General features: G+C 72.4%; 7 protein-coding genes, 1 tRNA gene and 1 pseudogene. 5 read left to right on the forward strand and 4 right to left on the reverse strand.

Translation table 11 applies throughout. The features are described from left to right. Nucleotides 1–49: 49 nt before the first annotated feature. Nucleotides 50–1,702, reverse strand: a complete 1,653-nt coding sequence (locus ACWDR0_RS12555; protein ID WP_456351634.1) for a serine/threonine-protein kinase — start codon at nt 1,700–1,702, stop codon at nt 50–52. A 105-nt stretch (nt 1,703–1,807) separates the two neighbouring features. After that, nucleotides 1,808–2,356 (reverse strand): helix-turn-helix domain-containing protein, encoded by a 549-nt coding sequence (locus ACWDR0_RS12560; RefSeq protein WP_006348038.1) that lies wholly within the window; start codon nt 2,354–2,356, stop codon nt 1,808–1,810. 179 nt (nt 2,357–2,535) lie between these two features. Here ACWDR0_RS12560 and ACWDR0_RS12565 point away from each other — a divergent pair. Together ACWDR0_RS12565 and ACWDR0_RS12570 are read left to right on the forward strand one after the other, a co-directional pair. Further along, nucleotides 2,536–2,608 (forward strand) — tRNA-Ala (locus ACWDR0_RS12565). Between the two features lie 172 nt (nt 2,609–2,780). Beyond that, on the forward strand, nt 2,781–3,146 hold the full coding sequence (locus ACWDR0_RS12570; protein WP_456351635.1) for a hypothetical protein: 366 nt from the start codon (nt 2,781–2,783) through the stop codon (nt 3,144–3,146). Between the two features lie 99 nt (nt 3,147–3,245). Here the strand turns inward: ACWDR0_RS12570 and ACWDR0_RS12575 are convergent, their stop codons facing one another. Further along, nucleotides 3,246–4,127 carry a sigma-70 family RNA polymerase sigma factor gene (locus ACWDR0_RS12575; RefSeq protein ID WP_456351636.1) on the reverse strand — a complete coding sequence of 294 codons (882 nt, stop codon included), beginning with the start codon at nt 4,125–4,127 and terminating at the stop codon, nt 3,246–3,248. A gap of 447 nt (nt 4,128–4,574) precedes the next feature. On the opposite strand from ACWDR0_RS12575, the gene ACWDR0_RS12580 reads away from it, so the two are divergent. Further along, nucleotides 4,575–5,225 (forward strand): DUF6344 domain-containing protein, encoded by a 651-nt coding sequence (locus ACWDR0_RS12580; protein ID WP_456351637.1) that lies wholly within the window; start codon nt 4,575–4,577, stop codon nt 5,223–5,225. 331 nt (nt 5,226–5,556) lie between these two features. Here ACWDR0_RS12580 and ACWDR0_RS12585 read toward each other — a convergent pair whose 3' ends face one another. Further along, complete coding sequence (locus tag ACWDR0_RS12585; RefSeq protein ID WP_456351638.1) at nt 5,557–6,252, reverse strand: DUF5324 family protein; 696 nt, start codon at nt 6,250–6,252, stop codon at nt 5,557–5,559. A 277-nt stretch (nt 6,253–6,529) separates the two neighbouring features. Between ACWDR0_RS12585 and ACWDR0_RS12590 the strand changes: the two genes are divergently transcribed. Together ACWDR0_RS12590 and ACWDR0_RS12595 are read left to right on the forward strand one after the other, a co-directional pair. Beyond that, entirely contained in the window at nt 6,530–7,063 is a 534-nt protein-coding gene (locus ACWDR0_RS12590; RefSeq protein WP_456351639.1) for a peptidylprolyl isomerase, read from the forward strand. Between the two features lie 213 nt (nt 7,064–7,276). Beyond that, nucleotides 7,277–7,572 (forward strand): annotated as a pseudogene (locus ACWDR0_RS12595) (rhomboid family intramembrane serine protease); the annotation flags it as partial.

Consider the following 7,572-nt stretch of genomic DNA (forward strand, 5'->3'; position numbering starts at 1 on the left):
GGGGTGTGTGCGGCACGGGTGAGCCCGGGGCGGCGGGTGGTGCCGGGGGTCAGGACTCGGCGAGGGCCCAGAAACCGACGGCGTAGCAGACCAGGGCCAGCGCGAGCAGGGGCACCGCGAACTTGAGGGGCGGCAGGGCCCGTTTGCGGCGGCGGGCGGCCCGGCGGAGCTCCGCGCGGGAGAGGGGAGTCCGCGGGCTCTGGGCGGTGTAGGTCCGCGTCGGAGCGGCCTGGGGGGAGCCGTAGGGCAGCGGGGTCGTCGGCGCGGTCCGCCCGGGCGGGTGCGGCGGGCCGGGGCTCCGGGCCGGGAGGGCGTGGGGGCGGTGGGCGGCGGGCTCGGCGGAGGCCGGTTGAGCTTCTGGTGGCAGGTTCCGTACGGGCGGGGCCGGTGCGGGCGCGGCTGCCGGTGCCGTGCCGGGCGGGGTGGCGGGAGTGGTTCCGGAGGACGGGCCCGGGGGCGGGCCGGGGGTGCTGCCGATCGGGTGCGGCGGTGGGGTCGGCGGCTGGCTGGGCGGCGCCGGGACCATGGCGACACCGCCGGTGTGCGGTGGGCCCGGAGGCACGGGAGGCGGTGCGGGAAGCGCGGAGGGGACGGCAGGGCTGCCGGTGGCGGGGCCGGCGGCGGAGTCCGTGACCGGGGTGCCGCCCGAATGCCCGGAGGGACGGCCGGTGGAGTGGGGGTGGTGCGGGGCAGGGGTTTCGGCGGCGAAGCCGCGGCCGCCGGTCGTGCCGTGTCCTTCCGTACCGGTGGCACCCGGCGCCGCGGAGATGCCGGGAGCGGTCGTGGTGCCGGGGACGGTGGCGATGGCCGGTGGTGGCGGCCCGTCGGGGCCTTCCGGGCCGAAGCCTTCCGGGAGCGGCTCCAGCTGATCGAAGATCTCCACCGGTTCCTCGTCGGATCCCGGCTCCGGGAGGGCCTCCACCGCCGCGAGAAGCGCCTTGCGCGCCCCGGCGGCGGACTTGAAGCGGTCTTCGGGATCGGGCTGGAGAAGCCCGGCCAGCACCTGCCACAGGGGCTCCGCGATACCGATGGGAGCGCCGGGAGTGCCGTGTTCGACGAAATGCTCGACCAGGGCGTCCGCATCGGGCTTCTGCCCCTGGAGGAGATAGAGGCCCACCAGCCCGACGGCGAAGAGGTCCGCGGGGAAATCGGGCTCGGCGCCGGTCATCTGCTCGGGTGCGAAGTAGCCCGGTGTGCCGACCACGTAGTTGGTCTCGGTCAGCCGCGGCTCGCCCTTGCGCATGGCGATACCGAAGTCGGAGAGCCGGAGATGGGGGCGGCCGGTGCCGGTCGCCTCCAGCAGGATGTTCGCGGGTTTGATGTCCCGGTGGACCACGCCCTCCGCATGGACCGCGGCGAGTCCGGCGAGCAACTGGTCGAGCAGGGTGCAGACATAGCGCGGCGGCAGCGGCCCGTAGTCGCCGATCACATGGGCCAGTGAGCCTCCGCCGACCAGATCCATGGTGAACAGGACCTTGTCGTCGTCCGCCGCCCAGCTGGCGGGTGCCAGTACATGGGGATGGTCGATCCGCATCGCCTGCTCGCGGACGAACCGCAGCAGGGTGTGGGCGTCGCTCTGCCGGAGCACCTTGGCCGCGACATACCGCCGGCGCCGGTGGTCCCAGGCACGCCAGACCGCGCCGACACCCCCGTGCCCGATCGGGTCGATCAGCTCGTACCGAGCGGCGAAGACCTCACCCATGGCGCTGTGCCCGCTCCTCGTTCCCTCGTGAGGCGCCTGCCCCGCCTCGCTGCCGGCCCGCGACCGCTCCCGGGAGCCGCGGACCCGCCGTGCCCCGGTGGACGGTCAGCTCTGGTGCGACTCGTAGTGCGCGACGGCGTCGGCGGTGCGGCCTGCTCCGTACACCCGGAGGAACTCTGCCAGCTCGGGGTGGGTGGGGGCGAGGGAATCCGCCGCGTCGATGATGTCCCCGGCGGCGGCGACCGAGCGCAGCAGCGACTGGATCTCCCGCACCACCCGGCGTACGGTCGGCGCGCCCGAGCTGGTGGTGGTCTGTCCGGTGCCGGTCAGAACGGATCCCCCCTGGGACTTCTTGATCTCTTCCATCCGGTCGGCCGCCTCGACGGCGCTGACGCTGCCGTCCGCGACCTGGCTCGCCAGCTCCTGGAGGGCCTGGACCCGCTGGACCACGGCCGGGTTGCCGATCTTGGCCCGCTGGCCGCTCATGAGCTGGGAGAGCATCGGCGCCGACAGTCCGAGTACGGCCGCGAGCCGGGCCTGGTTCAGCCCGAGATCGTCGATGAGCCTGCGGAAGAGGGCGCCGAGCGGCTCCCCGTACCAGTTCCGCTGCAACTCCCTGGCTCTGGCGGTCGTCTCCTGCTGAGCGGCGTCCATGTGCGTCTCCCCATCGCTTCCCCGAGGCGCGCTTCACTGCTGCGAACCACGCCGTGCATCTTACGGAGAGTGGTCGTTCACCGGGAGTCCCAATCCCTTTGCAGGATGACCGCGGATACCCGGTATTCTGGTGCGCGGCGAAGGCCGGGATATCCGTCCCGTCCCCGCTCCCTTCACCCGGGGCCTTAGCTCAGTTGGTAGAGCGCTGTCTTTGCATGGCAGATGTCAGGGGTTCGACTCCCCTAGGCTCCACGGACCCGTAGAGGCTCCTCCGCATACCGCGGAGGGGCCTCTACGGCGTTCGCGGGGTCGCCCGGGCAGCCCTCAGCGGATGCCGTTGCCGGAGGGACGCGGCAGGGTGGCGGTGAGCAGCATCCCTACGGCTTCCCGCGCGGAGCTGCCGCCGCGCAGACAAGGACTGGTCATGGCCGTCATCCGCCATCGGTGTCCCTCTTCGAACCGGGTCCGGCGGTCCGTCACCGCCGTGGGAGCCGGGCTGCTGGCCGTGGTTCTCGGCGGCTGCTCGGGCCTGGGGCGTACCTCCGTCGGGATCGTCGCCTACGACACCGCGAAGAAGGACCACGCCCTGGTGAACAGCCCGCCGGTGAAGGGGTGCCACCGGCTCGGGGCCGACGGGGCCGTGGCGCTGACCAACGAGACCCTGGTCGATCTGATCGCCTATCCCACGGCCGACTGCTCGGGGAAGGACTCCATCTATGTGGCGACCATGACCTCGGATGTGGTCGCCCCCGGGGCGGGGTCCTGGAAGAGCTACAGCTTCGTTCACTAGCTTCGTCCGCAGAGAGGCGAGTGTCCGGGCGCGGGCGCGGGGGCTGTTTCACGTGAAACAGCCCCCGCAGCCACACCTCGGCCGTGCCCGAGTCCTGCCTCAGGCGTCGAGAACGGTCAGGTCCAGTCCCGCGAGCCGGTCCGCCCCGGCCAGCGCGTTGATCTCGACGATCTTTCCGCCCCGGATGGTGAAGGCCATGACGGAGAACGGCGAACCGTCGGGGGCCATGGAGACGAAGCCCGCCTCGCCGTTGACGAGTGCCGGACGGGCACCGGCCGCGAGCCGGGTGTACATGATCGCGTTCCGGGCGGCCTGGTCGGCGCCTCGTACGACCGCGCCCGGCCGCAGGGCGCCCCAGTCGGACCGGACGACCACATCCGGGTCCAGGACCGCGATCAGCCCCTCGAAGTCGCCCTCATGGGCCGCCGCGAGAAAGGCGTCCACCACGGCTCGCTGCTGGTGCACATCGGAATCCGGCGCCGGGGTGCCCTGGACGCGGCGGCGGGCCCGGCTGGCGAGCTGGCGCGTCGCGGCGGGGCTCCGGTCCACGATCGGCGCGATCTCGTCGAACGGTACGGCGAACAGGTCGTGCAGGACGAAGGCCAGCCGCTCGGCAGGGGCCAGGGTCTCCAGAACGACCAGCAGGGCGAGGCCCACGGAGTCCGCCAGCTCCGCCTGGTGCTCGGGGTTTCCGCCCTCCGGTCCGCCGATCACCGGGTCGGGGACCCGGACGATGTCCAGCGGGTCCTCCTGGCGCCGGGCACGGGAGGCGAGCATGTTCAGGCAGACCCGGCTGACGATCGTGGTCAGCCAGCCGCCCAGGTTCTCCACGCCGCCGGTGCCCGACCGGCTCACCCGCAGCCAGGCATCCTGGACCGCGTCCTCCGCCTCGCCGGAGGAGCCCAGCATCCGGTAGGCGACCGCGCGCAGATGTCCCCGGTGCTCCTCGAAGCGTGCCGCCAGCAGATCGTTCTCGTCCATGCGCCTCTTCTTCCTCCGCAGCCGTGTGCCACTGCTCTGACCATCCGGAGGTAACCGGTGTGACAGGGCACGGAAAACAATCCGGAGACGATCATGGACCGGGAGGCCGGGAAGCAGGGAAGCCGGGAAGGCCCGCAGCCTGCGGGGGCGGATCCCGGGGATTTCCTCCGGGCCGGAGGGCCGGCCGGATGATCCGGGAAGCGGCCGGTGCGAGCACGTACAGCCGGGGCAGGCCGCCGTGCCCGACCGCGCGCACAGTAGGCACCCGGCTCCGGCCCCGCCACCCGGGATGGACCGTTCGGGTGGTGTTCATCGGAAGAACCGCTTAGCAGCGGCGTCGGTCCTTCGCAACTCGGGATCCGTACACATCATGAGAAAGGTATGCAGATCGCCCAACCCGAAAGATCCGCCAAACCGAAAGATCGTCCAACCCGAAAGCGAGGGATCATGACCGCCCAGAAGGTCAGAGATGTATGGAGCGCGTTCCTTGCCGCGCTTGTCGCGCTGCTCGCGTCGCTGGGATTCTCCGGCGCCGCGGCGGCCCGGACACTGCCCGCGGCCGGCGCCCCCGCCGGGCCGGCGCTCCCGTCTCACGGCACGGACTCGCCCGCCGGGGCCACTGCCGCGGTGGAAGGCGGCGCACACCATCCCCCGGCCCGGGCCGCGCGTCCGGACATCCCGCCGCAGGACCGGGCGGCCGGGGACCGGACCCGGTCCCTGCTCCCGGCACGGTTCCGGGAGCAGGCCCGGGAGCGCGGACGGATCGTACGCTCGCTGCTGCCGATGCTCATCCCGTCCCAGACCCAGCGGTGGAGCGCCGGGCCACGGGAGAAGGCGTTGCCGCCGACCATCAAGCAGCGCATCGGTGCCGAAGCCCACGGTTCCTCCCCGTCGGTCCGCAGGATCCCGCTGTACGACACGGACGCGCCGGGTACCGGACCGGAGACGGACACCGCCGCCGACCGTACGCAGGCCGCGGCCGGTGCCCCGGGGAGCGACCCGTACGGCGCCGCGGACACCGGCGAGAGCGCATCCGGCCGGACCGCCGACCGCACCACCGTTCCGGCGGCGCGTTCGTCCTTCACGACGGCCGCGTGAGACTCCGGAATTCGCGTACGCGGCACCTCGGCGACACCGGCCGGGCACGGCCGGCACCACCGCTCCCACCGGACCGGCGGCTCCGACCGGCACCACCCGGGCAGCACGCCGGGGACGGGGAACACGCCGAACACGCTGTACGCGCCGTACGCGAAGGACCCGCACCACCGGGTGAAGGCATCGCCCGGCAGCGGTACGCGGTCAGGGCGGAGCAGACGGCAGCCCTCGGGCGCCCGGGCTCACCCGGAAGTCCGCGAAGACCGGTGGCCGGAAGCCCGCGAAGGCCGGTGAACGGGGCGACGCCCCGGACCACGACCGGTACCGGGTGCGATCAGGGACGGTCGTCCCGCCCCGCGGAATCAGCTTCGTCCTGCTTGGCCCGTACCTCGGGATCCAGCGCCTCCGGACTGCCGTCGACGGACGACAGCGGATCGCGGTCCGGGTCCGGAACCTCGGTCGCCTCGGGCGGCTCCACCAGCCAGTCCGGGTTGGCCTGCCGCTCCCACCACTTCCACGCCACGAACGCCACGGCCGCCACCCCACCGACGATCGCGAGCCCCTTGACGAGCCGGCCGGCCCTCGCCCGCCGCTCGTGCTTCCGCACCAGCCGCTGAATCTCCCCCGCCGTCACCCCGCCGCGCAGTGCGGCCAGTGCGGCACCCGACCTGACAACGGCCTCCTCCCCCACGGGCTGGGCCACGGCCACCGCGTGTTCGATCCGCGGACGGCTGTAATCCGCCGCCTGACGCGCCGCCTTCCGGGCCTGGTACGCCGCCCGGTGCGCAGCCGCGTCCACCTTCGGCGGCACATGCGGCGCCACATGCGCGCCGTACTGCAGACGCGCCTGAGCGGCGGTCCGCCGCGCTGCGTCCGAGACGCGCGGTACGACACGGTCTCGGGCTTCCTGCGCGTAGTACACGGCGTGGTCCCGGGCCGTACCGGCATAGGGCGCCATCACCTCCGCCGCGTGCAGCACACTCTCCTTGGCCGTATCGCCGGCGGTGCGCACGCTCTCCATGCTGGTCACGGGAACCTCCTCGTCGGTGGCTTTACGGGACACATCCGGGCGCACCCCGCTTCCCACCCCAGTTCAGTGCATGTCGTCTGATCGCCTGTCCGTCTGTGGGAAAATCATGCCGCCGGGCCGGGGCCTCGGCATGCGGTGCGGGCATCCGGGTCATCCGGCCCGTACCCCGAAGACGGCGTTCCATGGCGTTTCCGGTCGCATTTCGGCCGGTGCGCTCCATCCGTGCGAGGATCGGGACGACCGACAAGACCGTGCGAACCCATCGGAAGGCAGGACCGTGGCCGAGCAGCTTTACGCCACCCTCAAGACCAACCAGGGCGACATCGAGATCCGGCTGCTGCCGAACCACGCGCCCAAGACCGTCAAGAACTTCGTCGAGCTGGCCACCGGCGAGCGTGAGTGGATCAACCCGGTGACCGGGCAGAAGACCACGGACAAGCTCTACGACGGGACGATCTTCCACCGGGTCATCGAAGGCTTCATGATCCAGGGCGGCGACCCGCTGGGCAACGGCACCGGCGGCCCCGGCTACAAGTTCGCGGACGAGTTCCACCCGGAGCTGGCCTTCACCAAGCCCTACCTGCTCGCGATGGCCAACGCCGGCCCGGGCACCAACGGCTCGCAGTTCTTCATCACGGTCTCCCCGACGACCTGGCTGACCGGCAAGCACACCATCTTCGGCGAGGTCTCCACCGACGCCGGCAAGAAGGTCGTGGACGCGATCATCGGCACCCCGACCAACCCGCGCACCGACCGCCCGGTCAACGATGTGGTCATCGAGTCCGTGGTGATCGAGACCCGCGAGGGCTGATCTCCGGCCGCCGGGAACAAACCCGCCCCGCCCGTCCGTCTGGATGAGCGGGGCGGTGTGTTGCCGGGGCCCGGCCGGGGAAGCCGACGGAGGGAGCCGGTGCCGCCGCGCACCGGAACACCGGACAGGAATGTCCGTACGAAGCGGGGGCCGGCCGGCCCGCACGGGAGCCGGGACGCCCGGCCGGGATGTCGAAGGACGTGGTGGAAGCTCATGGACCAGGCCCCAGGCCATCCGCAGGAGTCGCGCGGCGCGCACGGCCTGCCCGGCTGCTACCGCCACCCCGACCGGGAGACGGGTATCCGCTGCACCCGCTGCGAGCGGCCGATCTGCACGGACTGCATGATCAGTGCTTCCGTCGGCTTCCAGTGCCCCGACTGTGTCCGCACCGGCTCCGGTACGGGGCACGGCCCGGCGGCCAACCAGCCGCGGACCATCGCGGGCGGGACGATCGCCGAGGATTCCTTCCTGGTCACCAAGATCCTGATCGGGATCAATCTGGCCGTCTT

The organism is Streptomyces sp. NPDC003691 (assembly GCF_053981115.1).